The organism is Peribacillus phoenicis (assembly GCF_047238085.1).
Taxonomy (GTDB): Bacteria; Bacillota; Bacilli; order Bacillales; family DSM-1321; genus Peribacillus.
In genome coordinates this window covers 3,030,606-3,057,125 of the sequence record NZ_JBDFMF010000001.1, presented here as the reverse complement: position 1 = coordinate 3,057,125, position 26,520 = coordinate 3,030,606, and the positions used below count along the sequence as shown (strand labels likewise).

The following is a 26,520-nucleotide window of genomic DNA, read 5'->3' as shown; positions in this document are numbered from 1 at the left end:
TTCAACCCTATATTACTTACAGACAGGCTCTTTTGGAGCCTGTCTTTTATTTTACGAATCGGGCAACCAGACAGCATGCATACATACATATTACCTTTCATTCTGATAATAGGTAAATATCTTGACTACTAATGTGAAATAAAGGATAATATACTTTTGCCTAAGATAATAATGATTCGGATTCTATATAATGATGATAGATAAAAGGGGAGACCATGATGCTTAAAACACTGCCTTTTTCGGTAACAAAGGAAGATTCTTTTTACGATAAGCTTTCAGAATGGATCGGTGATGTTTTTTACGATATTCTTCCCGAAAAAGGATTTGAGCTGCGTGACGAACAAATCTTCATGGCTTTTCAGTTAGAAAAAGCTTTTAAAGAAAAAAATGTAAGTTTTGCTGAAGCAGGGGTAGGGACCGGTAAGACTTTGGTCTATTTACTATATGCGATTTGTTATGCGAGATATACGAATAAACCGGCAATTATTTCATGTGCAGATGAAACGTTGATTGAACAGCTTGTCAAAGAGGAAGGCGACATCCAGAAAATCAAGAATGCTTTAGGTATTGAAGTGGATGTTCGGCTTGCCAAATATCACGATCAATATGTATGTCTTAAGAAATTGGATTATGCTGTGAATCATGAGGATTCAGAAGGGATAGATCAGCTCTATGATGAACTTCCCAAGTTTGTTCATGATAACTCATCCATGAACGCCTATACAGCATATGGAGACCGTAAACAGTATCCATATTTAAATGATGAAGACTGGTCTAAAGTTGGCTGGGATCAGCTTCAAAACTGTTTTACTTGTGATAAACGCCATCGTTGTGGGCAAACCCTATCACGGGACCACTATCGAAAATCAAGTGATTTGATCATTTGTTCACATGACTTCTTCATGGAACATGTATGGACTAAGGAAAAGCGTAAGCGTGAAGGACAGTTACCATTACTGCCTGATCATAGCTGCGTTGTCTTTGATGAAGGTCATCTTTTGGAATTTGCTGCTCAAAAGGCTTTAACTTATAAAGTTGGGGAACAAACCCTTGCTTCGGTTCTGGAATTGCTTACAGCCAATCAGGTTCGTGAAGAAACCTTATACATCATCGAGGACTTAATCGATATCAATGAAGAATTTTTTGATTTGTTGGATGAAAAAGCGATACATGTCAGCGGATCTAATCGTTATGAAATCCCGATGTCAAAAGAAATAACAAACTTTGCCCAAAAGCTTCATAAAAAGGTTGAAGAGTTAGAGGAGAATCTTGTTTTTGAAGCGGAAATGTACACGATCAATGATTATGATTTAAAAGTGACGGAAGAGTATTTAGAGCAGCTGGGCTACTCACTTTCTCTATTTGTGAAGGATGAACAGGCTGTTTCCTGGTTTGAAGAAAATGAAATGACCAAAACATTGGTCATCATGCCAAGGCTTGTGCAGGATATCTTGTCTGAACAGGTATTCTCGAAAAAAATCCCTTACATTTTTTCATCGGCAACATTATCGGACAATAAATCCTTCCAATATATTGCAGATAGTTTAGGGATAGAAAAGTATGACAGCTTTTCCGTTGAATCACCATTTGATTACGATGAAGTCATGAAAATGAACATGCCGGTCTTCGAAAATGGAGATCAATTGGCAAAACTTCAATATACAATGAAGACAATTGAGGAAAATGAAGGTCGAACACTAGTGTTATTCCATTCAAAAGAAGAATTGCAATGGTTCAAGGAAAACTGCCCAATATCATCTTATCCATTATATTTTGAAGGGGAAGCGGAAATCAGCGAGCTTGTTAAGAAGTTCCAAGAGGATGAGCAATCTGTCCTTTTCTCCTATCATTTATGGGAAGGTCTTGATGTACCAGGACCTTCATTACAAAATGTAGTGATACACTCGCTTCCATTCCCGCCTCGCGATCCGGTTTTCGAAGCCAAACGTAACTCGGTTACCGATGCATTCGAAGAAGTGGATCTTCCATACATGCTCCTTCGATTGCGCCAGGGAATAGGGCGTTTGATCAGGACGAGCAATGATTCGGGAACCGTCCAGATTTTGATTGAAAAGGATCTTTCGGAACATGTGAAAGAGAAGATTGTATCCATTCTTCCTGTAACGATTTAAATAAAACCCAATTCATAATGAGAGCCAAGGGAACCCCTTGGCTCTTTTTATTTGAATTTATTAATCGGAGTGGTTCTGATATGAAAGTCTTTTGTATAATATGGTAAAGTGTAGTTGGAAGGAGCAGTGAATATGAAAAAAAAGGGTATAGAACTGATAGAAAAAGAGTTTAAAGAATATGTAAAGAAAATCTCGGCTTATAATGAAGCTCTCTCGTTAATTTTTTGGGATTTGCGTACAGGTGCACCTAAAAAGGGAGTTGAGCAGCGTTCCGAAGTTATCGGTATGCTTTCATCCGAAGTGTTTAATATGAGCACAAGTAAGGAAATGGAATCCTTCATTGCAGAACTTTCGATGGATGAAGCCATTCTTAGTGAATCGATGAATAAAATGGTACAAGAGTGTAAAAAAGAGTTTGAAAGGAATAAGAAAATTCCTGCGAACGAATATAAGGAATTCGTCATTTTACAATCGCGTTCTGAAAGTGCATGGGAAGAGGCAAGGGAAAAAGCTGATTTTTCTTTATTTCAACCTTATCTGGAGCAAATTGTAGCATATACCCGCAGGTTCGTAGAGTACTGGGGATATGAAGGGACGAAATATAATACCCTTTTAGACATATATGAACCAGGCATGACTGTAGATATACTTGATGGCGTATTCAGTGAGCTTCGGTCGAGGATTGTACCTTTGGTAAAACAGATAGCAAAAAGCGAACATAGACCGGAAACAGCGTTCCTATATAAAGAATTTCCAAAAGAAAAACAGCATCAACTCAACTTGGAAATTTTAAATCAGCTAGGATACGATTTCAAGGCTGGCAGGCTTGATGAAACAGTTCACCCTTTTGAAATTAGAATAAATAGGGGCGATGTCCGGGTGACGACCCGATACGATGAAAATGATTTTAGGGGGGCAATCTTTGGTACCATTCATGAATGTGGACATGCCATTTATGAGCAGAATATCGCCGAAGAGTTAACCGGAACACTTCTCGATAGCGGGACATCAATGGGGATCCATGAATCACAATCTTTGTTTTTCGAAAACTTCATTGGACGGAACCATAGCTTTTGGAAAAATAAATTTTCCTTATTAAAAGAATATGCTCCCGAACAATTCCAAGATGTGACGCTGGATGAATTTTACCGGGGCATTAACGAATCAAAACCATCGTTCATCCGTATTGACGCAGATGAACTGACGTATCCTCTACATATTATGATTCGGTATGAACTGGAAAAGGCCCTCTTTAATGGGGAACTTGAAGTGAAGGATTTACCGGAAGTCTGGAATGAAAAATACAAGGATTATTTGGGAATTGTGCCTGAAAATGATGCAATGGGCGTGTTGCAAGATGTACACTGGGCAGATGGCAGCTTTGGTTATTTCCCTTCTTATGCATTGGGATATATGTATGCAGCCCAAATCAAGCAATCGATGCTTAAAGATTTGCCTGATTTCGATGAACTGTTGGAAGCGGGTGATATTGAACCAATCAGGAAATGGCTTAATGAAAAAATACATAAATACGGAAAAACAAAAAAGCCTCTGGAGATTTTGAAAGAAACGACAGGGGAAGGCCTGAATGTTCAGTATTTGATAAAGTATCTTGAAAATAAATATAAAGAAGTTTATAAAATCAAATGAATCAAAGAAGAAGGACTTGGATTAATCTCAAGCCCTTCTTCTTTTTTATGGGTTGCTACAAAAACGCATGGTATAATACCAGTAAAATGGAATATGATGTTTTTTTGATAGGAAATCCAAATTATTTAGGTTTGGTGATTTCGCAATTTTCTAATAATACGAATAATGATTTATTTTTTTAATTTAAAGTTCGGTTTTTTATTAAAAATTACTTTTCAAATAGGGTCAGCGTTGGTATAATTCATATAAATAAAATATAATGTTTCACTCGTATAATAGCAGGGATATGGCCTGCAAGTTTCTACCGGATTACCGTAAATAATTCGACTATGGGTGAGTAATAGATCTTGTTGCGTAAATGAAGGCTTTTGCTGATTCATTTTTCATTCGTGCCCAAGAAGTATTGCTTCACTCCAAAAAAGTGCCGCAATGTTTCTTGGGCTTTTTTATATGCCGGGAAATAATTGTATGGTTTTTGGGTCAATAAACATCCGAGATTGGGAGGAACCTTCATGCAACTTTTAAAGGAAAAAATCTTGTCCGAGGGTCAAGCTTTATCAGAAGATATTTTAAAAGTAGATTCATTCTTAAATCATCAAATGGATCCTTTGCTAATGAAAGAAATTGGTAAAGAATTCGTTAAACGTTTCGAACACAAGGAAATCACGAAAGTGCTGACAATTGAATCATCAGGCATTGGTCCTGGTTTGATGGCTGCTTTGGATTTGGAAGTTCCGCTCATTTTTGCCCGTAAACGTAAATCACTTACTTTAACAAATGATTTAGTGACGGCATCCGTTCATTCCTTTACAAAAAAAGAAACCAATACCATTACGGTTTCCAATAAATATATTGAAGCTGGAGATAAGGTCTTGATCATCGATGACTTCCTTGCGGTCGGACAGGCAGCCAGGGGCTTGGTGGAAATCTGTAAGCAGGTTGGAGCAGAAGTGGCCGGAATCGGCATCGTGATTGAAAAAGCATTTCAAAGTGGTGGTAAGGATCTTAGGGAACAAGGTTTCCAAGTGGAATCACTTGCACGAATTGCTGAGTTGAAATTCGGTGAGATAACGTTCGCTGAGGAAAAGGAAGGAGCAGCCGTCAATGTCTAATCAATCACCATTAAAAGTTGCTTCCTTAGGATTACAACATGTTCTCGCCATGTATGCCGGTGCAGTCGTCATTCCATTGATTGTCGGTGGGGCGCTGGGATTGACTGCAGCGCAGTTAACTTATTTAGTTTCGATAGACATTTTGATGTGCGGGATAGCAACTTTATTGCAAGTGTGGAAAAATAAATTCTTTGGAATAGGGCTTCCGGTCGTCCTAGGCTGCACATTTACAGCAGTTAGCCCGATGATTGCAATTGGTACGCAATATGGAATCAACTCCATTTATGGATCTATTTTGGCGTCGGGATTGATTGTCATTATCATTAGTAAGTTCTTCGGAAAACTGGCAAGGTTCTTCCCGCCCATTGTCACTGGATCGGTCGTTTTGATTATTGGCATTACGCTCATTCCTGTTGCCATCAACAACCTTGGTGGAGGCCAGGGAGCTGCTGATTTCGGAGACTTGAACAATGTAGCTCTTGGTTTTGGAACTTTGTTATTCATCATATTCATGTATAAATTCTCGACGGGATTCCTACGCTCCATTTCTATTTTATTGGGGCTGTTAGTCGGAACCTTTGCGGCCTTCTTCCTTGGAAAAGTGGATTTTAGCTCAGTGGTCAGTGCCAATTGGCTGCATATGCCACATTTTTTCTACTTTGGAACTCCGACATTTAACGTCACGGCAATCATTACAATGACATTGGTGGCGATCGTAAGCTTGGTGGAATCGACTGGTGTTTATTATGCCCTTGGTGAAATCACGGACAAAGAGATTTCAGAAGACGACCTAGCTCGCGGATATCGTTCTGAAGGACTTGCCATCATGATTGGCGGTTTGTTCAATGCGTTTCCGTATACAGCTTTTTCACAAAATGTCGGCTTGATTCAATTGTCAGGCATTAAAACAAGAAATGTCATATACACAACAGCCGGCATTCTTATTTTCATAGGTTTTGTTCCGAAAATTGGTGCATTCACGACAATTATCCCTTCATCCGTGCTTGGCGGTGCAATGGTTGCGATGTTCGGGATGGTAATTGCCGCTGGAATTAAGATGTTGAGCAAAGTGGATTTTGCTTCTCAAGAAAATTTATTGATCATCGCTTGTTCAGTAGGTATGGGACTTGGAGTGACGGTCGTTCCTGAGCTATTTGCGCAAATTCCGGAAAGCTTTCAAATCTTAACGGAAAACGGTATTGTAGCCGGAAGTTTGACAGCCATTTTCTTGAATATTGTCTTTAACATCGTCCCTACAAAAGGCAAAATGAAGGAAACGCGTATTGAAGGGCAAAATGTAGCCTGATTAAAAATAGTTTCGGTAAACTTGATAGATTCACCCATTAAATGCCCAAATTTCTCAGGTGATGAGGATTTTGGGCATTTTTTCATTTAGGATATCTTTGATAATGAAATTGGCGTTTTGTCAGATAAAAGGAAACTCTCTTCACTTTTTGAATATATTGATAGTATATGTTCAGGAAAGTAGTGATAGGGATGGAGAAAAAATATTGTATTCATTGTCGGACCATTCTAAGCCAGGAATATAGGTGCAGTGTGTGTGGAAAAGAGGAGTTTCAAAATATCATTATACAAGTGCAAAATCAATCTTCAGTAAAGAAGGAAGAATGAAAGTGCCCCCTTACCGATTATAGGTAAGGGGGTTTTATTGTTTCGTGATTACATTTCGATCATAAAGATGATCTGAAGAGTACCAACGCCTTCCAATGAAATGGGTAAATGGATTGCTTCATGAAACCCATACATTTTGGTATCGCCCACAATGACGGTGGGCGGTGTAATATCAATCAATGCATTCTCTCCTGCTAAAGAGGTGGCAATATTACCGGCAAGCATGTTACCGAATTCTGCTGCAAAAGATTCAAGCATTTCACCTTCTAATGGCATGCCAAACATACTTTCACCTATTTTACTCATGCATCCGTTAGTCCCCTCAATCATTATTCTCCCACGGATATCTCCTGTCATGCCAATAAGGACGCTAATGGATTCCTGTTCGAAAGGCTGTCTTATGAGGTAAGGCTTTTGAATGTCCAAAGTGAAAGGAATAACGGACTTAACGGCCTGGATGGTTCCATTTAACAATTTTGTGATTATAGTGTTGATTTCCAATTTCGTTCCTCCGCTTGTATGGGTATGTTCTCTATTTTATCAAATTTATAGTCTTTTTTACCTATTAATTAAGAAAAAAAGAAAAAATATTTTAAAACCCCAATAAATATAACCATATAGCTATAAAGCATAAATGACAGTTTGTAATGGTTTTCACGATCTTGATTTATTTCATCTTGAAGAAGTCCTTGATAATCTCGTGTTTCTTTGTGAACGATTTTCTTTTCTAATTTCCACTTATTCGCACTGGCTTTCACATGTGTGGAATCGACCAATACATGCTCTGCACTTATTAACTTTCTATCAGCAGCTTGTCATTAAGGTACGATAGCAAATCTGTTCAAACAGGTCTGTATCTTTAAAGCGTCGTTCAAAAATTTTCCCGAACGTTGAGAAATGAGGGACTTTTATCATGGAAACCATAGCCTAGGAACCAACGGTAGCCATATTTGTTTCAGCTTCTTCAATTGTTTTACGCATGGAACGACTTCCGTAGGTATATTGAATAAAAGTCAGTTTAACTAATATAACTGGATCAATACCTGGGCGTCCTACCTCTAAATACAATGAAATAGAAGTCAATGGCATATTCAATTTTACTCACCAAATGGTTTGCTGGCACCAGTTGATCTAAAGTAATCATTTAAAGTTGATCTTGCTGAATAAAATCATGTTTAGAAAGCATCCTCATCACCTCAAGTTTTAATCATTCTATTTTAAAACAAAAAAGACTGTAGGCAAAAAGAGTTCTATCTAAATTTTTTAAACATAGTTGATTGGAGTGGGTGTGCGAGACTCCTGCGGGAAAAGCGCGTCCAAGGGAGACCCCACAGGCGCAAGGGATCCGAGGAGGCTCCCGGACCGCCCGCGGAAAGCGAGTGCCTGGAGTGGAAATCAACAAATTTGTAAAAGCCATAAAAAAACTGTAGACAAACTCGATTTTGATCGAGTTTGTCTACAGTCTGCCATATAGCTATAAAGCATAATTGATATCCTGGTGGGTATATTAACCATATCATGAATAATCAGGGGTGGAATCATGCCATATTTATTATCTGCATCACATATAAAGCTGCCACATTTACTCTCACAGGAAAAGATCATGGAATTTTCGAGAGAAATATTTGGGGCATCATTTAAAAATATAGAACGGTTACTAAAAGCTTTTAAGAATGGGCAAGTGGAAAATCGGTATTTTTCAAATGATCTTGATTGGTTTAAAGAGGATCATTCTTTTGCCGAGCGGAATGATTTATATATTGAGCAGGCAGTCAAGTTTGGGAAAGAAGCTATAGAAAAATGCTTAGCCAACAGAGAATTTTTAAAAGAAGAACTGCAGGCAAACGAGCTAGATGCTTTCTTCTTTATCTCAAGCACGGGGATTGCTACCCCGACCATTGATGCCAGGATAATGAATGAACTTCCATTTAACCCGCATACTAAAAGGATTCCGATTTGGGGGCTTGGCTGTGCAGGGGGAGCGAGTGGCCTATCACGTGCTTTTGAATATTGCCAAGCATACCCGACGGCAAAGGTCATTGTTTTAAGCGTGGAGTTATGCAGTCTGACATTTCAAAGGAACGATATCTCCAAAAGTAATTTAATTGGAACTTCCTTATTTTCTGATGGAGTAAGCTGTATTTTGGTTTGCGGTGATGAAGTGCCGAATGAACAGTTTTCAAAAAAAGTAAGACATTTGCAATTTTTGGATTCTCAATCTACGCTTATGCCGAATTCATTGGATGTAATGGGGTGGGATGTTAAAGATCAAGGATTATACGTGATTTTTTCGAAAGATATCCCTACAATCATCAAGGATTGGCTTAAACCGAATGTTCAAGAGTTCTTAATGGAGAATGGATTCGATCTAAGTGACATAAAAGATTTCATCGCTCATCCTGGAGGCAAAAAAGTAATCGATGCTTATCACGAAGCCCTCGGATTCGATGAAAGCATGACGGCAGAGTCAATGAGCGTATTGAGGGAATTTGGAAATATGTCCTCGGCAACTATTTTGTACGTCCTTGAGAGGTTCATGCAGCGGGGCGGGAATAAAGGTGAGGTGGGCTTGGCTGCTGCATTAGGGCCTGGGTTTTCATCTGAACTTGTGTTAATGAGGTGGAAGTGATGATCTTTGCCATTTTCATTATCTTGATTGCAATACAACGCCTGGTTGAATTATATATCGCCAAACAAAACGAAAAACAGCTGAAAGCTGCAGGAGCATTGGAATACGGTGAGTCCCATTACAGATGGATGGTTCTAATGCATCTTAGTTTTTTTATTGTTCTCATTATTGAAGTGATCGTACTTGAAAGGAATATGTCTGGACTTTGGCCAATTTGGCTGACCCTTTTTCTAATTGCGCAGTCGGGCAGGATTTGGGCAATCCGTTCATTGGGAAAACATTGGAATACAAAAATCATAGTGGTTCCTGATGCCGATGTAGTCATTAAAGGTCCTTATAAATATTTCAAACATCCGAACTATATCATAGTCGCAACTGAGATTTTAGTTATTTCCTTATTATTCAATGCATATTATACTGCTTTCATCTTTAGTTTATTGAATGTTTGGATGATGACGGTAAGAATCCCGCTGGAAGAGAAGGCATTAAAGAAACATACGGAATATTCTACGGTTTTTAAGGGAAAATAATAAAAAAATTTAATTTCTTATTGAAAATGATTATCGTTCGTGATAAGATTCTAAATGAAGATGAAAATTATTCTCATTCGGATCTCGATAATTTAATTTTAAATAACTAATAACTAATAACTAATAACTAAAAGCTAAACAATATATAAGAGGATGGTGTTGGTAATGGTTTGGGTATTCATTTTATTGACAGTCGCTACATATGGTTTTGTGATGAAACATGTATTGAATAATATTCAAAAATCGGCAAAGGCAGTAAAACCTTATACCGAGTCACCAATTGAAAACCGAGCTGCTTTTAACCCCACCCCTACAACCAGGTAAACATCCTGGTTTTTTTTTGCATTCCAAGTCAATATGAATCAAACAGCATGAATCCACCAATCGGTGGTTTTTTTTTTGAACATGGACTGTAATGAATCATATAGTAAAAATAAAGCTGATGGTATGAATAACAAACGAAATCGTTTACAATAAGAATATCAAAATGACGATAGATTAAGGGGTATGGATTCATGATTCAAGAAACATTAAAGCAACAGTCCAAATTGGGGATTTTGACTGCCATGTATGAAAAATTTCAATCGGCAGGTGATACAGGCAATGCCGATAAACTGAAACAGTTAATCATGAAAGTGAATAATGAGGAGTTCATCATTGCTTTTTGCGGGCATTTTTCAGCGGGGAAATCCAGTATGATCAATTTTTTCCTTGGTGATCAAGTACTGCCTTCAAGTCCGATTCCAACGAGTGCAAATACGGTAAAAGTCCAAAAAGGGGAAGACTATGCCAAGGTCTTTTACCATCATCAGCCACCAGTATTATTTCCTGCACCTTATGATTTTAAAGAGGTCAAGAAATTTGCCAAGGATGGAGACTCAGTATCGGCAATAACGATAAGCTCCAATGATTTTTCACTGCCGGATTCATGTGCGATCATGGATACGCCAGGAATTGATTCAACCGATGATGCACATAGAGTTTCTACGGAATCTGCCTTGCATCTAGCTGATGTTGTCTTCTATGTCATGGACTACAATCACGTCCAATCAGAGGTGAACTTCCTATTCACGAAAGAATTGTTAGAGGCTGAAAAACCGACATACTTAATTATCAATATGATTGATAAGCATGATGAGAACGAGCTTAGCTTTCAAGACTTCAAGCTTTCCGTTTCTGAAGCATTTGCGAACTGGAATGTATATCCTGATGGGATTTTTTATACTTCCGTAAGAGACTTGAACAATAGTGAAAATGAAATAGAAGTGGTCAAGCAATTCATATATGAAATGGCTGGAAAAGGTCTAAATGATGGCAAAGATGCCATCATGCAATCGGCTAATGCCCTTGTCGAAAGGCATCTTAATTGGCTGAAGGAGCAGTATGAAGAGGAACATGCCGATGATTTTGAAGTATTGTCAGAACTTCCTCATGAAGAACGAGTACACCTGACGAATCAAGTGGACAGCCTATTGAAAGAAAAAAAATCATTAACGGGACGCATAGAGGACATCAAGGTCCAATATGCTGATGCATTAGAAACGATTTTGAAAGGTGCGTACATCATGCCCGCGGCAACACGGGACCTAGGTAAATCTTTCTTGGAATCCGCTCAGCCCGACTTTAAAATGGGATTATTATTTGCCAAGAAAAAAACGGATGCCGAACGTGAGGCACGTATCAAGGCGTTCTTGAACGATCTACAAGAAAAGGTGAAAACCCAGCTTGAATGGCATCTTAAAGAATTAGCCGTTAAAATGCTTAATCAGGCGGAGATCCATGATTCAACACTTGAAGGTAAGGCTCAGGCACTTCAGATCGAGGTAACGGAATCTTACATAAAAAACTCTTTGAGGCCTCAAGTCGATATTACGGGTGAATACGTTTTAAACTATACGAATGATTTGGCATCAGCCATCAAAAAGAAAGCACGTGATGTATCTGAAGGATTTTTGAATGAAATGGTTACCGTTATGGAAGGAATAGTGGAAAAGCAGTCTATATCCATCGATAAGGAGCTTGAAGGTTATTCTGAATTTGCGGAAGCACTTAAAGTTACTGCTGCGATGAACGCGGAAATCGTTTACCAAACGGAGCGTTTAGAGGCCATTGCAAATCAAACTGAATCATTAGTCGATGAGTGCGAGATTGATATGCTTTTAACTCAATGGAATGAAGAGGAAAAAAATATTACGGTCAAAATCATGAAAACCGATAAAGGAAGTAATTCAAGGTCCGTCAACGAACAACCTGAAAGTGATCATGATAAAGAAAACAAGGAAGCTGTACCTTCCGTGACAGTTTCTTCATCTGATGCTGCTGATTTACGCGGAAAAGAAAAGCTGATGGAGACTGCAGCGAGTTTGAATCAGGCGGCCAAGCTGATCCAACCTTTGAGAGGATTTCAATCACTTTATAAGGAATTGAAAGAGAAGGCAAATCGCTTGGAACAGCAGACGTTCACGGTTGCCCTCTTCGGTGCATTCAGTGCGGGCAAATCTTCCTTCGCCAATGCGTTGATGGGAGAAAGCGTCCTTCCTGTTTCACCAAATCCGACAACTGCGGCAATCAACAAAATCATGTCTTCGGACGCTGAGCATCCACATGGAACGGCAACCGTCAAATTAAAGACCGAAGCGATGCTGTTGGAAGATGTAAGCCTGGCCTTGGCAGCTTTTGATAAATCGGCAAAGACTCTAGATGAAGCCCTCCAACTAGCAGGGCAAATCATTGCGAAGGCGGGGGAAGTTGATAAGGGGAAGACTCATTTATCCTTTCTAAGGGCGTTTCATCAAGGACTGCCTGAGTACCAAAATGATTTAGGAAATGTGGTTACGGTAGATCTTGAAGGATTTAAACGTTTTGCTGCAGAAGAGTCCAAGTCATGTCTTGTTGATCTGATTGAATTGCGTTATGACTGTGAAATGACTAAGCAGGGGATGGTCCTTGTTGACACGCCTGGGGCGGATTCGATAAATGCACGACATACAGGAGCAGCTTTCGAATATATTAAGAATTCGGATGCCATCCTTTTTGTGACCTATTATAATCACCCATTCTCACGGGCAGACAGGGAGTTCTTGATACAACTTGGACGTGTGAAAGATTCATTCGCTATGGATAAGATGTTTTTCATTGTCAATGCCGTCGATCTGGCACAAACCACTGACGAATTGGACGAAGTGATGGATTATGTCACAGATCAATTGAATGGATTCGGAATCCGTTTTCCAAAACTGTTCCCGCTTACGAGTAAGGGAGCGTTGATGGAAAAACAAACGCCTGGTTCATTTAAGCATTCGTTCCTTCCTAATAGCGGAATCTCGGAATTCCAAGGCCAATTCGATTCTTTCATAGAAAACGATTTAACTGGACTTGCAATTGAATCGGCTCAAGCGGCTGTAAAAAGAACGGAAGAACTGCTACGAGATGTAATTACAGCTTCCAGGCAAGATGAGAAAGCGAAACAAAAAGCCCTGGAGACCCTTTCTCAAGAGGCACAGTCCATTTCGGAACTCCTCTCAGTCATTAAAGGGGATGCAGAAAAGCAACGTTTGAAAAAAGAAGTCGACGAATTGACTTTCTATAGTAAACAACGAGTCTTCTTCCGGTTTAATGATTTCTTTAAAGAATCGTTCAATCCGGCTGTTTTAAAAGATGATGGAGGCGATCTGAAAATTGTCCTCAAGCAATCGATGAAGAACTTATTGGATGCGCTAGGCTTTGACCTTGCCCAGGAAATGCGGGCAACGGCATTAAGGACGGAAATGTTCGTAAATAAATTACTGAATGAGAAACAAAGCAGTTTGCTTCAGCAAATGCAAAAAGTAAGAAGAACCCTTTCATTGCAGCCATATGAACCTAATGAGAGGGAGTCCATTGAATTTACAGGAGCTTTTGCCCAATTGGATACGGGGGAATTCAAAAAGGAATTGGCATTATTTAAAAATCCAAAATCTTTCTTTGAAAAAAATGAGAAAGCGAAAATGAGCGAAGGACTTCAGAAGCGTTTGGATGAACCTGCCCTTATTTATGTTAAAGAACAGGGTGAGCGGATTTTCGAAATGTATAATGAAGTCCTCGATCAAGAGTTACTCGCGATTCAAAAAGAGTTTAAGACGGAAATATCGGATATCTTTGCAGGCTTACGTGCAGCATTGGAGGAAACGGTCGATTTACCGTATTATGAAAATGCTGTTGCTGAATTGGCAAAAATGCATTCGAAATAGAAACGAGGTTCATTCATGAAAGAAAACCTTATTTCAGAATTGAGATACCTGGAAAAGAATGAGGATATGACCATTTTGATGGCTGCTGTTACTGGCAGCCATTCTTTTGGTTTATCATCAGGCCAATCTGATTATGATGTTCGATTTATATATGTTCATAATGATAAGCGATCATACCTAAGCTTAAGTCAGCCAGTTGAAGTCATTCAAATGAAAGAAGGCCAATTTGACATGGAAGGCTGGGATCTATTTAAATCATCACGTCTTACCTTAAAGAGTAATCCTGCTTTATTTGAATTATTTCAGTCGCAAATCAAGTTGATTATGCATCCGGATTATTATAGGAAGATGAATGGTTTGATAGCGGATTGCTATTCCAAAAAGGCACTGGGGCATCACTATTATCGGATGATGAGCGACAATCTTCAACAATTGACAAAAACAATGGAATCCAAAAGAAAAGAACTAAAAATATGGGTACAAGTATGCCGTTCATATTTAATCTTGGAATATATCATCCAACGGGGTTCGCTGCCACCTTTATCGGTGTGGGAATTACTTGATTTGGTTTCAATTGATCAAGAATTGAAAACCGGGATGACCCGGATATTCAAGGCAAAACAAATGGAAGAATGTATAAGCGACAATGAAAGTGAAAAGAATCTTTCGCTAATAGAAGGGAAATCAATTTCCTTAAAGAATGAGATAACTAAGCTACATCAAGGGAAGAGCATGGAAACGGAGCTTAATGATTTAATTTGGGCCATTTTGAAGTAGGGGGTTATACAGATGAGTTTATTAATCGAAAAAGAAGAGCTGTTGCCGTTGTTGAATTCCAATGATATCAGAATTTGTGACTGCCGCTTTCAGCTAGGCACTCCTGATGCAGGGTATAAGGCATACAAAAAAGACCATATTTCCGGCGCTGTTTATTTCGATCTAGAAAAGGACTTATCGGGTCAGGTTAAAGAACATGGCGGAAGACATCCTCTTCCTGACCTGGAAACCATTAAAGGTAAACTGGAATCAAATGGAATCACCAACGATACGGTACTTATTGCTTATGATGGCGGCGAAGGTTCTTTTGCTTCCAGGTTTGCTTGGCTGCTGAGCTACCTTGGGCATCGGAAAGTTTTTGTTCTTAACGGGGGATATCGCGCCTGGAGTGATGCAGGCTATCCCATTGACTCGAATCAAACGAATTATGTGCCAGCAGAATATCATATCGATTTAAATGAGTCCGTTTTTGCTTCTTTTCAAACAGTAAAGAATTACACAATAAATAGGCCAGACGATGTCATTTTAATCGATTCAAGGGAATCTAAACGCTACGAGGGAATTGAAGAGCCGATAGATAAAAAAGCCGGCCATATACCTGGTGCCGTAAATAAGGTGTGGACGAACGTTCTGGAAAATGGCTATTTTAAAAAGAAGGAAGATCTTCAGTCAAATTTCACAGGCATCGGTAATGATAAGGAAATCATTGTGTACTGCGGTTCAGGCGTAACGGCATCACCAAATTATATCGCTCTGAAAGAAGCGGGCTTTAAAGATGTGAAGATTTATATTGGCAGTTTCAGTGACTGGATCTCCTACGATGATAATCCAATTGAATAATATTTTTTCCAATTAAACGATCCTTAAAAAAGGGGACGGTTATGTTAAAATGGAAGTACATCATGATAGAGGTGATAATGTGTTAATGAAAGAAAACGAGCAGCATACTTCCTTTATGCTTGTCGATGGGATGGCGCTTTTATTTAGAGCTTTTTATGCAACGGCTGTTACTGGTCAATTTATGATTAACTCGAAAGGCATACCAACCAATGCCGTTCAAGGTTTTTTGAAGCATATGCTGACGGCGGTGAATCACTTTTCACCCAGTCATGTAGCGGTGTGTTGGGATATGGGCAGCAAGACTTTCAGAAATGAATTATTTGATGGATACAAGGCTAATCGATCAGAAGCTCCAGTCGAAATGATACCTCAATTCGACCTGGCGAAAAAAGCGGTTGAAGCATTTGATATCCCTAACATAGGGCTCTCTGGATATGAGGCTGATGACTGTATCGGGACAATTGCCAAGGCATCTGCCCAACATAGCCGGGTGGGTATATTGACTGGCGATCAAGATATGCTTCAGTTAATAGATGAAAACATTTCCGTGCTTTTGTTAAAAAAAGGGTATGGTAACTATGAGGTGCATAATCCCGATAGCTTTTTTGAATGGAAAGGGATCACACCAAGACAAATGATCGATTTAAAAGCTTTAATGGGTGATACAGCTGATAACTATCCCGGAGTTAAAGGAATTGGGGAAAAGACAGCGTTGAAATTATTGATCCAGTATCAAAGTATCGAAGGAATTCTTGAAAATGTTGCTTCATTGACGAATGGGCAGAGGGCTAAAATTGAATCCGCCGTCGATATGCTTCATTTATCCAGAAAGCTAGCAGAAATAAAATGTGATGTACCAATTTCATGTTCTTTGGACGATGCGGTCTATCAGTATGATCGCGAGAAGGTCAAAAATCTGGCTAGGGATCATGAATTCAGGGCTTTACTGCGAATGATCTAATCAAAAAAGGGGAGCTCCTAAATGGGAGCTCCCCTTTTGAAATTCCCTTTAAATTTTCGCCTGAATTTAAGAGATTGGGGCTCTACTAGCCCATTATGTTAGGCCATTTTGGACCTTGCCATTAAACAATTGGCCACCTTCTTTAAATTAATGCCAGCGAAAGTTAGCATCGCCTGAATAGACAATTTTTTAAGAATCCCCTTAAAGCAGTCCAACGCATATCATGCTTTTCTTTTGCATATGCGAATACACGCTCAATCTTTTCTTTGCTTTTCGCATATATAGGTTTTACAGCTTGATGTTGACTAGATGATCTGCTTCTTCCACATCACCTTAAGTTTTATTAAATCTATTTTAAAACAATGAAGACTTTAGGCAAAAGGGTTCTATCTAAAAGGTGAAACAAAGTTGATTGGAACGGAAGGTACGAGACTCCTGCGGGAAAAGCGCGTCGAAGGGAGACCCCGCAGGCGCTTGCGCCGAGGAGGCTCCCGGACCGCCCGCGGAAAGCGAGTGCCCTACGTTATAATCAACGTTCAAATTGTACAGTCTGGGACCTCCCTAATGGGAGCTCCTTTATTTTGTACGATGAATTTTTTGTCGAAAAATGGATAGTCAAAATCTTTGATATACGGTAAGATGAAAATAAGGCATGAAGTATGGAGTGGATGCAGAAGTGGCGAAATCAACTGAAGAGTATGTTAGTTTTTTAGAAGGTAAGGGTTTCACTTTTGGTAATGACGCTATTGGTTTTATTTATTTTGGTAAGCGCTACACGGATGCAAGTGATATTTTAGTCAATGCAGCAATAGAATTGACATTGAAGGTACAAAAGAATTTTGATGGCAGCTTCTATATTTCCTTTTTGGAAAACTTAAAACAAAATGGCATTGAAACGCGTAGTGCAGCGGTATCGTTTGCAAAAGAACAGGGGCTGCTAAAATAAATCGGACTTCATAACTTAGAAGTCCGATTTGTTTTATTGGGCTATTTTAAGAAAGCTCCTGTGTCACCGGTTTCTTTTTCTTAACAGGCAGTTCAGCGAATATCATTCCCAAGAAAATGAATGCGCAGCCGATGATGGAGGCGGTAGTCAATTTTTCCCCTATCAATATGTATGAGGATAACGCAGCAAAAACCGGTTCCATTGAAAAGATCAGCGCCACTCTTGTAGGTGTCGTATAGGCTTGGAAGAAGGTTTGAGCGAAAAAGGCGAACGCCGTGGCAAGGGCTGCAGTAACCAATAAAGCAGTCCATACATCCTTCTTTAACATGACCTCTGGGCTGAAGATGACGGAATGATTCTCGTTGAAAATGAAGGCTGAAACAAATGATAATAAAGATACGGTCGAAACCTGAATCAGCGTCAACGGTAAGGCGGGTAGGGTCTTGGCATATCTAGCGGTAGTAATGATCTGCATGGCAAAACTGATTGCGCATAAAAATACCAGTAAATCACCGATATTCAAATTGGAGCGGTCAGCGAAAGTCATTAGATAAAGCCCAATGGTTGCCGCTGCGACACCGATCATTGTATTGCGGGAAAGCCGATGTTTTAAAAGCAGCAAGGAAAAAACAGGTACCATGACGACACTTAATCCTGTTATGAAGCCTGTCTTGGCAGGAGTCGTATAATTCAATCCGATCGTTTGAAGCCCATATCCCAGAAAAAGCCAAACCCCAATATGAAACCCGGCTATGATGAGGCCCTTATTCCAAGTTTTCCCCTTTTTGTGTAAAGTCGATATGTAAGGAATGAGCAAGAAAACGAAGGCCATGAAGAAACGGACGGCATTAAACGTGAATGGGTCAAGAAATGATAGGGCATTTTGAACCATGACAAAAGTGACACCCCAGATGAATACAACGAATAATAACGAAAAATCAGCTGTCTTGTTCATGAATTTCCTCAGCCTTATTCATGCGAATGGCCCGTTTCGCCAATTCATCCGCGGACTTGTTTTCGAGGTTTGGAATCCATTTCATGAAAAATAATTCAAGCTCGTCGGAAAGCTTTAGCGCCCGTTCCAGCAATATCGCATACTTATTTTTTGCAAATCTTTTTTCAATGGCCTGGTTGATGGCTTGGGAGTCAGTACGGAAAGAAACGATTTGATACTTATTGGCTACACAAATTTCCAATGCTTTGATTAAAGCATGGTACTCCGCTTCATGGTTTTCCATATTTCCAAGCGGAAATGAATGCCTCTCGACCACACCGTTATTATTTATGAAAACACCTGCGCCGCTCGGCCCGGGATTGCCCGCACTGGCACCATCAATATACACTTCGATCAATATATGCTCCTCCTCGAGTTTAACTGTCAATATGCCTTAATAAAAAACGTTTCATATAAAATAAGATTGAAACATGAGAATTTCAGGCTGATATGGGAACTATAATTAAAAAGAGTGATTCAAATGCTTACAATATATTATAAAGGGTATGACGAAAAAAAGGTATGAAAATTGTAAGCTGTTCTGCATGAATGGTGAATGGATAAGGAGCTGGAAATCTTTGAAGGTAATTATGCAATGGACATATCATGCTTCAAAAAAACCATCTGCCGATTTCGTTTCGGATTGGCTTGATGCCGGGACTGCACTGGTCATTACGGAAGACCTTGAAAAGGCAGGAAGGCTGAAAGAAGTGGAATTCAAGGATGAATTCGATACAACATGGACGAAGAAAGAGCTAAAGAAACTCCTGACGGAAGTTGAGGAAGAGCCGCAGGATGTGACGGTTTTTTTTGATGGCGGTTTTCAAAAAGGTGAAAAGGTGGCAGGACTCGGTGTAGCGATTTATTTTCGTCAAGGTAAGAAGTTCTGGCGGTTACGTACCAACGTGAAATTGGACCAATTCGAATCCAATAATGAAGCTGAATATGCAGCCTTTCATGAAGCAGTCAAACAGATGGAAGAACTTGGGGTCCACCATCAAAGCTGTGTCTTTAAAGGGGATTCTCTAGTTGTCTTAAATCAACTTTCCGGTGAATGGCCCTGTATGGAAGAAAACTTAAATAAATGGCTGGACCGCATTGAAGCGAAACTGGATAAATTAAAGATCATTCCGGTCTGTAAGCCAATTTCTCGGAAGGAAAATCAGGAAGCTGATCGCCTGGCAACACTTGCACTGCAGGGAAAAGCCATTTTCAGCAAAATAGAGATTGCTGAGCCAAAGGAGCCATAACAACAATGAACAGGAAAAAAATATATGAAGAAGTGGAAGATGTTCTCGCTTCATTTTGTCAGGATTGTTTTTTACGAAAGCATTTTCGAAAAGAGAAGGGGCGTACATATGCCCATCAGTTTTGTATTTCAGAATGTACGGTTGGTGAAAAATTAAAACGGCTGGGCAATGAACTTAGTGACCGAACTTAAGTGCCAAAAGTTGTTTACATTAAGACACAATGTCATGAAGGATATGGTATTATAGGTAAAAAATAGAGAAAAGTGTGAGAGCAATGAAAAATAGAAGAGGGAAGCTGATTAATAAAGCGAATCCGCCTCTTACCATACCTGAAATTGATTTCATAATGGAAGAATTGAAAAAAGGTGAATCTACTTTAACTGAAGATCATGTACAACCTTTAGTAAAGATTCATGAAAGAATCAACAAAGCTTCTATTCAAATCAAAAACATCTTTCAAGATATACGTAAAGAAGGAAAAATACAGCTTGAAAAGGTTGAAGTGATTAAAGCTGAGGTAGCACCTGTCATTGCACAAGCTGCAAAGAACCCTGATGTTTATTACCTTTTCAAAGAGATGCAAGCAAACAACGACTATACGTATAAGCACAATATCGGTGTCGGAATCATTGCCACTTATCTAGGGATGAAGCTTGGATTATCGAAAGAAAACCTTTCAGCACTGACACTGGCAGCCACGCTGCATGACGTTGGTAAAACTAGGATTCCGGATAGTATATTGGAAAAGCCGGGTAGACTGACTGCGGCAGAATATGAAGAAATGAAACGACATGCCATCTATGGTTATGAATTACTTAAAAATATCCCTGGAATCCCATCATCGATTGCATTAACAGCCCTTCAGCACCATGAACGGGAAGATGGGAAAGGCTATCCACTTGGTCTGATGGGGAATGATATCCATCATCATTCGAAAATCGTCGCAATAGCCGATGTATTCCATGCGATGTCTTCAAATCGTGTATATCATCAGGCCATGCCGTTTTATAAGGTGATTGAGCAAATGAACAGCGATATGTTCGGTAAATTCAATCCAGAAATACTGCTGGAGTTTGTAAACCGATTAATGTCCACTTTAGTCGGAAAAGAAGTCGCGCTTACCAATGGACGCATCGGGACGATCATCATGATCAATCCATACGATCCCCTTAAAGTCCTATTGAAAACCAGTTCAGGGATCATGGATTTGCGAATGGAAAAAGAATGGCAGATTGAACGAATCATCGGATAAAAAGGAGCCCGATTATAAAAAATCGGGCTTTTCGTCATTCTGCTTTACTGAATCGAAATAAGTTTTGAGCATCACTTTATTTTCGCTGAAGTCTGCAATCGTATATTGATCAAGGACCTTTAAAAAAGCATCCAAGGCATTATTAAGGACAAATTTTAATGAACAAACGGGAGAAATCACACAGTTATCGTGATCTTTAAAACATTCCACTAAATAAAAATCTTCTTCGGTTCTCCGTACCAGTTCCCCTACATTTATTTCGGCGGGTGATTTTGCAAGCCGGAAACCGCCATTTCTTCCACGTATCGTCTCAATATAGCCTAATTTACCTAGATTATGAACAATCTTCATCAAGTGATTTTTAGACAGTTGATAAACTTCAGATATCTCTTTAATATTTGACAATTTGCTTTGGTCGTGGGAAGCCAGGTAAATCAACACTCTAAGTGAGTAATCGGAATAACTCGTCAACCTCATGTTTATCGCCTCACATTCTATCCCCATTAGACTATATCATAAATGTGAACATTTTATAAACATGAAAACTTATTATTTAAAAAGATGTATAGAATATATTGCTTTTAATGCATTTAAGTTCTAATATAAACATGTATTTAAAATACTTGTTTATGAAGAGGGGTTTACCTATGCTATCCCAGAAAACTATCGATGTTATCAAATCAACCGTACCCGTATTAGAAGTGCATGGTGCAACTATCACAACTGTATTCTATAAAAATCTTTTTGAAGCACATCCTGAATTGTTAAATGTCTTTAATCACGCCAATCAAAAAAAGGGGCGCCAGCAAACTGCACTTGCCAACACGGTTTTGGCAGCGGCTAAACATATAGATCAACTTGAAACGATCTTACCTGCCGTGAAGCAAATAGCACAAAAACACAGAAGTCTTGCAGTTAAAGCTGAACATTATCCCATTGTTGGAGAATATCTATTAGGTGCAATCAAGGAAGTGTTACAAGATTCGGCTACAGAAGAGATCCTCCAAGCTTGGGGAGAGGCCTATGGAGTCATTGCCGATGTCTTCATTAGCATCGAAAAGGAAATGTACGACGAAGCTTCCAATCAGGTCGGCGGATGGTCTGATTTCAAACGATTCACAGTGGTGGAAAAAGTACGGGAAAGTGACGTAATCACTTCCTTTTATTTAAAGCCAGCAAATGGAGACAAGGTTCCTGCATTTCTTCCAGGACAATATATTACGGTTCGCATCGAGATACCGGGTGAACGTTATTTATTCAACCGTCAGTATAGTTTGTCTGATGTTCCGGGAAAAGATTACTTCCGGATTTCCGTTAAAAAAGAAAAGCCTGGAACCTCTCCTGATGGAAGGGTCTCTAACTACTTGCATGAATCCATTCAGATGGGTGACAGTATTGACGTAACGGCTCCTGCAGGTGATTTCACCATTGATTTGGGAAAACGGACTCCGGCAGTATTCTTGAGCGGAGGCGTTGGCATAACGCCTTTCATGAGTATGGTTCATGCAGTAGCTGAACAAACACCTGAGCGTGATGTCCAATTCATTCACGCATCCGATAAAGGCACTTTACAGCCGTTCAGAACGGAACTGACAGATCTAACGCACAAGCTTGCCAGTTATCATTTATCCTTTGTCTTTAAAAATCCGAGTGAGGATGATAAGAACCTGCCGAATTTTGCAAAGGAAGGGTATGTTGATAAGGAATTATTGAGCAGTATTGTTAAACCTGAAGCTGATTATTATGTGTGCGGCCCTGTGCCTTTCATGAAGTCCATCATCACTTACCTTAAAGAGCTTGGGGTAGAAATGGATAAAATTCACTATGAGTTCTTCGGCCCATCCATGGCGATATAAGGTTCATTCATAGAAGGAATGTTATTGACATCAAGTAGATAATTTTGCATACTATATTAAAACAATGAACGTTGAGAGAAGATTAGTATGCGAGAATCACTGTGACAGAGAGCGGCGTCAATTGCTGGAAGACCCGCGACAGGAAAGCGCAGAACCTGCTTCTTGAGTCCTATGCAAAACATAGGCGCAAATCCTGGCGTTATCAGGCAAAGTGGAATGCATGAACTTGCATTCAATGAAGGTGGTACCACGGAGAGCAGCCCTTTTCGTCCTTATTTCGAGGATGAAAAGGGCTTTTTTTCATGTCTTAGATATTTATTGGAGGAAGTAATCGATGGAAAAGAAACGCATCGTTGTAAAGATAGGAAGTAGTTCTTTGACCAACACACAAGGTGAAATCGACCAGAATAAATTTTCCGATCATATCCAGGCAGTGGCAGCATTAAGGAAAGCCGGACATGAAGTTGTCCTTGTTTCATCAGGTGCTGTAGCGACAGGTTTTCGCAAGCTTGGCTATCCGACGAGACCTGTCACTCTCAAAGGAAAACAAGCTGCTGCAGCTGTAGGTCAAAGCCTATTGATTCAATCGTATATGGAACAATTAGGGCATTTTGGAATCGTTCCGGCGCAGATTTTATTAACAAGGAAAGATTTCTCGAAAAAAGATAGATATAAAAATGCATATGCCACATTGATGGAATTGCTTGAACGCGGCATCCTTCCGATTATAAATGAAAATGATACAGTATCGGTCGAGGAGTTGACTTTTGGTGATAATGATATGCTATCCGCCTTAGTAAGCGGGCTTGTCCACGCGACCAACTTGATCATATTAACGGACATTAATGGGCTTTATGATTCCAATCCACAGACAAATCCAGGGGCTAAACGATTTGAAAAGCTATCCGAAATAACGGAGGATTTATTGCAAATGGCAGAAGGTGCAGGATCCAATGTCGGAACCGGTGGGATGAAATCGAAGCTGATTGCAGCGCAAACTGCATTGTCTCTAGGGGTGAAAGTATTCATCGGTTCTGGATTGGGAAGTGATAAACTTCTAAAAATCCTTGAAGGCAATGGTGATGGCACGTATATTGGGAATGATGTCTTGACGACGGTAACGAAAAACAAACAATGGATATCCCTTCATTCACAAGTATCCGGGAAAATTTTCATTGATGAAGGTGCCGAAAGGGCCTTGGTTTCAAATGGCAGCAGTCTGCTGCCAGCTGGAATTTATGAAATTAAAGGAGTCTTCAATAAGGGTGATGTTGTCGAAGTCTTTGGTGCAAATGGGTTATTAGGGCGGGGTGAGGTCCTTTATTCCGACGAAGAATTAAAACAGGCGATGGGAAAGAGGACATCCGAGCTTATAATCACCTCCATAGAAGTTATCCATCGCGATAAATGGGTGAAAGCATAAAAACTCAATTTCAAGAAAAAAGGGGGAATTTAGAAATGAGTGAAGTGACGGCGAAAGGAAAGGCAGCCAAAAAAGCCAGCTATCAGCTAATCGGTTTGAGTACGGAAAAGAAGAATGAGGCACTTGGAAAAATTGCTAAACAACTGATTATTGATAAAGAGTTTTTGATAAAGGAAAACCAAAAGGATCTGGAAGATGGCAGGAAAAAAGGCTTAAGCGAGTCTATATTAGATCGAATTATGCTGAATGTTAACCGTATTGAGGACATGGCAGCGGCCATTATGCTTTTAATCGGTTTAAATGATCCGATTGGGGAACAATTGGAGACGATCGAAAAAGAGAATGGTTTATTGATTAAAAAGCAACGGGTGCCGATCGGGGTAATCGGGATGATTTATGAAGCAAGGCCTAACGTGACCATCGATGCAGCTACATTATCCTTGAAAACGGGGAATGCTGTCCTATTAAGAGGCAGCTCGTCAGCCAAATACTCCAACATGGCACTAGTTTCTTCCATTCATAAAGCATTAGAGAATACGGAAATCCCTGTAGAAGCTGTTCAGTTGATCGAGGATACGAGTCGAGAAACCGCTAAGGAACTTTTTCATCTTAATGAGTATTTAGATGTTTTGATTCCTCGCGGCGGAAAGAATTTAATTGAAACGGTCATTAAGGAGTCAACTGTTCCCGTCCTTGAAACAGGAGCAGGCAATTGCCATATCTTCATCGATCAGACCGCAGATATCACGATGGTTCAGAAAATTGTCTTAAACGGTAAAACTCAGCGCCCATCCGTATGCAATGCTATTGAGGGGCTTCTAATCCATGAAGAATGGTTTAACGAAAATGGAGTGCGTATTCTGGAACTCCTGGATGAAAAGGGTATTGAATTATATGGAGATGAAGCGGTTTGCAGCGCCTTTCCGAGAGCGAAAACGGCTACAGAGGAAGATTGGTCAACTGAGTACCTGGCTTTAAAACTCAGCGTGAAAACTGTAAAAGGTGTATCCGATGCCATTGATCACATAAACCAATATGGTTCCAAGCATTCTGAAGCAATCCTAACAAGGGATGAACAAAACGCTTACGCATTTTTGAATAAAGTAGATGCCGCAGCAGTTTATCACAATGCTTCCACCCGTTTTACCGACGGCTTTGAATTCGGTTATGGCGCAGAAATCGGCATTTCCACGCAAAAGCTGCATGCACGTGGACCAATGGGGTTACCGGCCTTAACATCAAGCAAGTACTTCATATACGGCCAGGGGCAAATCCGGGAATGAAATTCATTTCTTTCATGGAAGGTTATTAAAGCTCAATTAAGGGTATTGTACAATACATTACTTTTAAAGGAGCAGATACCATGGACAAGAGGTTTATAGCAATATATGAAAATGAAAATGAAGCGACTTCAGCAGTCAAAAATTTAAAGCAACAAGGATATACATCCGATCAAATATCAGTAGTGGCAAAAAACATCGATAAATTACCAACTGAAGCAGAGGAAGTCAGCCCGGCAAAAACTGATGGATTAGTAGCTGGGGCAGCAGCCGGCGGAGCTGTCGGATTGACAGGCCTGCTTATTGGAATGAGTGCATTGGCCGTACCAGGAATTGGTCCGATATTGGCAGCAGGACCGATTTTCACCACTTTTGGCGGGGCCGCAGCCGGGGCCGCATCGGGTGCAGGCGGATTGAGGAAGCCATTATTGGATCTTGGACTGGAGGAAGCCGAAGTCGATCAATATATGGAGGATATTAAAGCAGGGAAAATCCTTGTGATAGCCGATCCTTTTTAAGTTCGCAAGTAAAACCACCTAGAATGAACAGACTTACGATGTTTGATTTCAACTAAACTCAATAAAAACTCAAAATTAAACAGGTCTTATTTATTGAAAAACCCCGTTCAGGATTTCTTGGACGGGGTAATCTGTTTGTAGGCTAATTTTATTGTCACTCACGATAAAAACAAAAGGAATTCCACATTGGTATGAAGAATAAAAGGAATATAGTCCTATTAGCGTGAAAGGAAGGGGAATTATGGTAAAAAAGTAGAAGCCGATGCCACTTTAAGAAATTATAGATGATTTTATTCATGATGATTTTCCCATTGAGAATCATTATACTGATGATAATGTTAAAAAGCGTTTTCCAGTGATTAAAAGCAAGTTTTATTGAGAAGATTTGAATGACCATTTCTGTTGTGATATTTAATACCAATCGAAATCCTTGTGATGAAAAAACCCACGATAACAGGGTTTTTTATTTTTCAAAGTGAAAGATGGAATATCTTAATAAAACGGGGAAT

23 protein-coding genes, 2 pseudogenes and 1 riboswitch are annotated in these 26,520 nt (G+C 39.6%); of the genes and pseudogenes, 19 read left to right on the top strand and 6 right to left on the bottom strand.

Annotated features, from left to right (window positions below):
* Nucleotides 1-215 precede the first annotated feature (215 nt).
* The 4 genes from ABC374_RS14900 to ABC374_RS14885 all read left to right on the top strand — a co-directional run bounded on the left by ABC374_RS14900 (nt 216) and on the right by ABC374_RS14885 (nt 6,200).
* A complete protein-coding gene (locus ABC374_RS14900; RefSeq protein WP_413018661.1) occupies nt 216-2,132 on the top strand; it encodes an ATP-dependent DNA helicase in 1,917 nt (638 codons plus the stop codon).
* A gap of 132 nt (nt 2,133-2,264) precedes the next feature.
* Nucleotides 2,265-3,782 carry a carboxypeptidase M32 gene (locus ABC374_RS14895; RefSeq protein WP_413018659.1) on the top strand — a complete coding sequence of 506 codons (1,518 nt, stop codon included), beginning with the start codon at nt 2,265-2,267 and terminating at the stop codon, nt 3,780-3,782.
* Nucleotides 3,783-4,030: 248 nt separating this feature from the next.
* Nucleotides 4,031-4,132: riboswitch (purine riboswitch) on the top strand.
* Between the two features lie 162 nt (nt 4,133-4,294).
* A complete protein-coding gene (locus tag ABC374_RS14890; RefSeq protein WP_413018657.1) occupies nt 4,295-4,894 on the top strand; it encodes a xanthine phosphoribosyltransferase in 600 nt (199 codons plus the stop codon).
* Nucleotides 4,887-6,200, top strand: coding sequence for a nucleobase:cation symporter-2 family protein (locus tag ABC374_RS14885; RefSeq protein ID WP_350299315.1), 1,314 nt, complete (start codon nt 4,887-4,889; stop codon nt 6,198-6,200). Before ABC374_RS14890 ends, ABC374_RS14885 begins: the two co-directional genes overlap by 8 nt.
* Nucleotides 6,201-6,574: 374 nt before the next feature.
* On the opposite strand, the gene ABC374_RS14880 is transcribed toward ABC374_RS14885, so the two are convergent.
* Both ABC374_RS14880 and ABC374_RS14875 read right to left on the bottom strand, forming a co-directional pair.
* The gene (locus tag ABC374_RS14880) at nt 6,575-7,027 is read right to left on the bottom strand and encodes a chemotaxis protein CheX (protein ID WP_413018655.1); all 453 of its coding nucleotides are present in this window, start codon (nt 7,025-7,027) and stop codon (nt 6,575-6,577) included.
* A gap of 131 nt (nt 7,028-7,158) precedes the next feature.
* Nucleotides 7,159-7,670 (bottom strand): annotated as a pseudogene (locus ABC374_RS14875) (transposase); the annotation flags it as partial.
* 396 nt (nt 7,671-8,066) lie between these two features.
* On the opposite strand from ABC374_RS14875, the gene ABC374_RS14870 reads away from it, so the two are divergent.
* The 7 genes from ABC374_RS14870 (at nt 8,067) to ABC374_RS14840 (ending at nt 16,492) form a co-directional block, all read left to right on the top strand.
* Nucleotides 8,067-9,155 carry a type III polyketide synthase gene (locus tag ABC374_RS14870; protein WP_350299313.1) on the top strand — a complete coding sequence of 363 codons (1,089 nt, stop codon included), beginning with the start codon at nt 8,067-8,069 and terminating at the stop codon, nt 9,153-9,155.
* A complete protein-coding gene (locus ABC374_RS14865; RefSeq protein ID WP_413018653.1) occupies nt 9,155-9,685 on the top strand; it encodes an isoprenylcysteine carboxyl methyltransferase family protein in 531 nt (176 codons plus the stop codon). The genes ABC374_RS14870 and ABC374_RS14865 overlap by 1 nt, the downstream gene beginning before the upstream one ends.
* 165 nt (nt 9,686-9,850) lie before the next feature.
* Entirely contained in the window at nt 9,851-10,009 is a 159-nt protein-coding gene (locus ABC374_RS14860; protein ID WP_413018651.1) for a hypothetical protein, read from the top strand.
* A gap of 191 nt (nt 10,010-10,200) precedes the next feature.
* On the top strand, nt 10,201-13,914 hold the full coding sequence (locus tag ABC374_RS14855) for a dynamin family protein (protein WP_413018649.1): 3,714 nt from the start codon (nt 10,201-10,203) through the stop codon (nt 13,912-13,914).
* Between the two features lie 15 nt (nt 13,915-13,929).
* Nucleotides 13,930-14,691 carry a nucleotidyltransferase domain-containing protein gene (locus ABC374_RS14850; protein ID WP_413018647.1) on the top strand — a complete coding sequence of 254 codons (762 nt, stop codon included), beginning with the start codon at nt 13,930-13,932 and terminating at the stop codon, nt 14,689-14,691.
* A 12-nt stretch (nt 14,692-14,703) separates the two neighbouring features.
* On the top strand, nt 14,704-15,531 hold the full coding sequence (locus ABC374_RS14845; RefSeq protein WP_413018645.1) for a sulfurtransferase: 828 nt from the start codon (nt 14,704-14,706) through the stop codon (nt 15,529-15,531).
* Nucleotides 15,532-15,616: 85 nt separating this feature from the next.
* On the top strand, nt 15,617-16,492 hold the full coding sequence (locus ABC374_RS14840; RefSeq protein ID WP_350302903.1) for a 5'-3' exonuclease: 876 nt from the start codon (nt 15,617-15,619) through the stop codon (nt 16,490-16,492).
* Nucleotides 16,493-16,590: 98 nt separating this feature from the next.
* Here the strand turns inward: ABC374_RS14840 and ABC374_RS14835 are convergent.
* Nucleotides 16,591-16,781, bottom strand: a pseudogene (locus ABC374_RS14835) (transposase); the annotation flags it as partial.
* 363 nt (nt 16,782-17,144) lie between these two features.
* On the opposite strand from ABC374_RS14835, the gene ABC374_RS14830 reads away from it, so the two are divergent.
* Nucleotides 17,145-17,438, top strand: coding sequence for a DUF6123 family protein (locus tag ABC374_RS14830; RefSeq protein WP_048688421.1), 294 nt, complete (start codon nt 17,145-17,147; stop codon nt 17,436-17,438).
* Between the two features lie 46 nt (nt 17,439-17,484).
* On the opposite strand, the gene ABC374_RS14825 is transcribed toward ABC374_RS14830, so the two are convergent.
* The gene (locus ABC374_RS14825) at nt 17,485-18,393 is read right to left on the bottom strand and encodes a DMT family transporter (RefSeq protein WP_413018643.1); all 909 of its coding nucleotides are present in this window, start codon (nt 18,391-18,393) and stop codon (nt 17,485-17,487) included.
* Nucleotides 18,377-18,790: a reverse transcriptase-like protein gene (locus ABC374_RS14820; protein WP_413018641.1), complete on the bottom strand. Its 414-nt coding sequence runs from the start codon at nt 18,788-18,790 to the stop codon at nt 18,377-18,379. Before ABC374_RS14820 ends, ABC374_RS14825 begins: the two co-directional genes overlap by 17 nt.
* Nucleotides 18,791-19,010: 220 nt before the next feature.
* On the opposite strand from ABC374_RS14820, the gene ABC374_RS14815 reads away from it, so the two are divergent.
* From ABC374_RS14815 to ABC374_RS14805, 3 genes are all read left to right on the top strand, one after another.
* Nucleotides 19,011-19,682, top strand: a complete 672-nt coding sequence (locus ABC374_RS14815) for a ribonuclease H family protein (protein WP_350299305.1) — start codon at nt 19,011-19,013, stop codon at nt 19,680-19,682.
* Between the two features lie 5 nt (nt 19,683-19,687).
* Complete coding sequence (locus ABC374_RS14810; protein ID WP_101222353.1) at nt 19,688-19,873, top strand: zinc-finger domain-containing protein; 186 nt, start codon at nt 19,688-19,690, stop codon at nt 19,871-19,873.
* An 83-nt stretch (nt 19,874-19,956) separates the two neighbouring features.
* On the top strand, nt 19,957-20,934 hold the full coding sequence (locus ABC374_RS14805; protein WP_413018638.1) for an HD-GYP domain-containing protein: 978 nt from the start codon (nt 19,957-19,959) through the stop codon (nt 20,932-20,934).
* A gap of 12 nt (nt 20,935-20,946) precedes the next feature.
* On the opposite strand, the gene ABC374_RS14800 is transcribed toward ABC374_RS14805, so the two are convergent.
* Nucleotides 20,947-21,411 (bottom strand): RrF2 family transcriptional regulator, encoded by a 465-nt coding sequence (locus ABC374_RS14800; RefSeq protein ID WP_350299303.1) that lies wholly within the window; start codon nt 21,409-21,411, stop codon nt 20,947-20,949.
* 170 nt (nt 21,412-21,581) lie between these two features.
* Between ABC374_RS14800 and hmpA the strand changes: the two genes are divergently transcribed.
* The 4 genes from hmpA (at nt 21,582) to ABC374_RS14780 (ending at nt 26,011) form a co-directional block, all read left to right on the top strand.
* Nucleotides 21,582-22,790, top strand: coding sequence for an NO-inducible flavohemoprotein (gene hmpA, locus ABC374_RS14795; protein ID WP_413018636.1), 1,209 nt, complete (start codon nt 21,582-21,584; stop codon nt 22,788-22,790).
* A gap of 334 nt (nt 22,791-23,124) precedes the next feature.
* Nucleotides 23,125-24,213 carry a glutamate 5-kinase gene (proB, locus tag ABC374_RS14790; RefSeq protein ID WP_413018634.1) on the top strand — a complete coding sequence of 363 codons (1,089 nt, stop codon included), beginning with the start codon at nt 23,125-23,127 and terminating at the stop codon, nt 24,211-24,213.
* Nucleotides 24,214-24,248: 35 nt separating this feature from the next.
* Nucleotides 24,249-25,496 carry a glutamate-5-semialdehyde dehydrogenase gene (locus tag ABC374_RS14785; protein ID WP_413018632.1) on the top strand — a complete coding sequence of 416 codons (1,248 nt, stop codon included), beginning with the start codon at nt 24,249-24,251 and terminating at the stop codon, nt 25,494-25,496.
* Between the two features lie 80 nt (nt 25,497-25,576).
* The gene (locus ABC374_RS14780; RefSeq protein WP_350299299.1) at nt 25,577-26,011 is read left to right on the top strand and encodes a general stress protein; all 435 of its coding nucleotides are present in this window, start codon (nt 25,577-25,579) and stop codon (nt 26,009-26,011) included.
* Nucleotides 26,012-26,520 lie beyond the last annotated feature (509 nt).

Coding starts and splice junctions, on each gene's coding strand:
- ABC374_RS14900 (WP_413018661.1), top strand. CDS start 216: ATGATGCTTAAAACACTGCCTTTTTCGGTAACAAAGGAAGATTCTTTT.
- ABC374_RS14895 (WP_413018659.1), top strand. CDS start 2,265: ATGAAAAAAAAGGGTATAGAACTGATAGAAAAAGAGTTTAAAGAATAT.
- ABC374_RS14890 (WP_413018657.1), top strand. CDS start 4,295: ATGCAACTTTTAAAGGAAAAAATCTTGTCCGAGGGTCAAGCTTTATCA.
- ABC374_RS14885 (WP_350299315.1), top strand. CDS start 4,887: ATGTCTAATCAATCACCATTAAAAGTTGCTTCCTTAGGATTACAACAT.
- ABC374_RS14870 (WP_350299313.1), top strand. CDS start 8,067: ATGCCATATTTATTATCTGCATCACATATAAAGCTGCCACATTTACTC.
- ABC374_RS14865 (WP_413018653.1), top strand. CDS start 9,155: ATGATCTTTGCCATTTTCATTATCTTGATTGCAATACAACGCCTGGTT.
- ABC374_RS14860 (WP_413018651.1), top strand. CDS start 9,851: ATGGTTTGGGTATTCATTTTATTGACAGTCGCTACATATGGTTTTGTG.
- ABC374_RS14855 (WP_413018649.1), top strand. CDS start 10,201: ATGATTCAAGAAACATTAAAGCAACAGTCCAAATTGGGGATTTTGACT.
- ABC374_RS14850 (WP_413018647.1), top strand. CDS start 13,930: ATGAAAGAAAACCTTATTTCAGAATTGAGATACCTGGAAAAGAATGAG.
- ABC374_RS14845 (WP_413018645.1), top strand. CDS start 14,704: ATGAGTTTATTAATCGAAAAAGAAGAGCTGTTGCCGTTGTTGAATTCC.
- ABC374_RS14840 (WP_350302903.1), top strand. CDS start 15,617: ATGAAAGAAAACGAGCAGCATACTTCCTTTATGCTTGTCGATGGGATG.
- ABC374_RS14830 (WP_048688421.1), top strand. CDS start 17,145: ATGAAGTATGGAGTGGATGCAGAAGTGGCGAAATCAACTGAAGAGTAT.
- ABC374_RS14825 (WP_413018643.1), bottom strand. CDS start 18,393: ATGAACAAGACAGCTGATTTTTCGTTATTATTCGTTGTATTCATCTGG.
- ABC374_RS14810 (WP_101222353.1), top strand. CDS start 19,688: ATGAACAGGAAAAAAATATATGAAGAAGTGGAAGATGTTCTCGCTTCA.
- ABC374_RS14805 (WP_413018638.1), top strand. CDS start 19,957: ATGAAAAATAGAAGAGGGAAGCTGATTAATAAAGCGAATCCGCCTCTT.
- ABC374_RS14800 (WP_350299303.1), bottom strand. CDS start 21,411: ATGAGGTTGACGAGTTATTCCGATTACTCACTTAGAGTGTTGATTTAC.
- hmpA (WP_413018636.1), top strand. CDS start 21,582: ATGCTATCCCAGAAAACTATCGATGTTATCAAATCAACCGTACCCGTA.
- proB (WP_413018634.1), top strand. CDS start 23,125: ATGGAAAAGAAACGCATCGTTGTAAAGATAGGAAGTAGTTCTTTGACC.
- ABC374_RS14785 (WP_413018632.1), top strand. CDS start 24,249: ATGAGTGAAGTGACGGCGAAAGGAAAGGCAGCCAAAAAAGCCAGCTAT.
- ABC374_RS14780 (WP_350299299.1), top strand. CDS start 25,577: ATGGACAAGAGGTTTATAGCAATATATGAAAATGAAAATGAAGCGACT.